The sequence below is a fragment of the Okeania sp. SIO2C9 genome (assembly GCF_010672455.1).
Lineage (GTDB): Bacteria > Cyanobacteriota > Cyanobacteriia > Cyanobacteriales > Microcoleaceae > Okeania.
In genome coordinates this window covers 1-1,110 of the sequence record NZ_JAAHGO010000285.1, presented here as the reverse complement: position 1 = coordinate 1,110, position 1,110 = coordinate 1, and the positions used below count along the sequence as shown (strand labels likewise).

At 41.1% G+C, this 1,110-nt stretch carries 1 protein-coding gene; it reads right to left on the bottom strand.

The features are described from left to right. Positions 1-75: 75 nt before the first annotated feature. Positions 76-1,110 (bottom strand): urea ABC transporter permease subunit UrtC (gene urtC, locus F6K23_RS41060; RefSeq protein ID WP_293167032.1); only part of this gene is annotated, 1,035 nt, incomplete at its 5' end.

Here is a 1,110-nt window from a genome sequence, read left to right as displayed (position 1 = left end):
CCCAAACTGTTGTCCCTTATGCCTTCTGCGTTCTGGCTTCTGCCTTGTTGTTGTGAACTTTTAATGGATAACAGGTTAAGAACCAATTTCTTCCCTTTCTCGCTGTATTTCTGGATCTTCCTCTAAACTAGGATAGGTAATAACCTGCCGTCGAAGTCCTAAAAGCGATCGCACTTGCTGCAGTGCTTGAAAACGTAACCATCCCACAATACCATCAGGAAGTACAGTTACAACTAACAGCAGTAGTGCTCCTTGAAAAAATAACCAAACTTCTGGAAACTGTTCACTTAAAATAGTTCTACCATATCTTACTATCAAAGTTCCTAAAATCGCTCCTATTAAACTGGCTCTACCTCCCACTGCAACCCAAATTACCATCTCAATCGAGAATGCCACATCCATTGCCTTAGGAGTAATAATTCCTGTTTGGACACTATAAAGTGCTCCAGCAATCCCAGCTATACCTCCAGAAATGGCAAAGACAAGTACTTTAAAGGTAGTGGGATTATAACCAGAAAAACGTACTCTGCTCTCATCATCCCGAATCGCCATTAACAAACGACCAAAACGACCACTAGTAAGCCATCGGCATAGGGCATAAGCAGCTATCAAAAATACTATAGTAAATTCATATAAAGCTAACTGGGCTGTTGAGGAACCAGCCAACAAGCCGAAAATTTTATCTGTGTTTGTTTTGAGACCATTAGTACCATTAATTAGCTCTTGCTGACCGTTGAAGAAATTGAAGAAAACTAATAATGCTGCTTGGGTTAAAATTGAGAAGTAAACTCCTTTAATCCGATTGCGTAACACCAGATAACCCAACAATCCTGCAACCATACTGGGTATTAAGATAATGGCGGCGAGGGTAAAAGGAAAAGAATAGAAAGGCTTCCAGAACCAAGGTAGTTGCTCGACTCCATAGAGAGTGAAGAATTCCGGTAACTGTCCTTGAGGAAGTTGTAATTTCAAGTGCATTGCTAAGGCATAGCCACCGAGGGCAAAAAATATGCCATGTCCTAAACTTAATAGCCCCGTATAGCCCCAAATTAAGTCAATACCTAGGGCGACAATTGCCAAAGACAAAAATCGCCCTAGTAACTTGAGGCA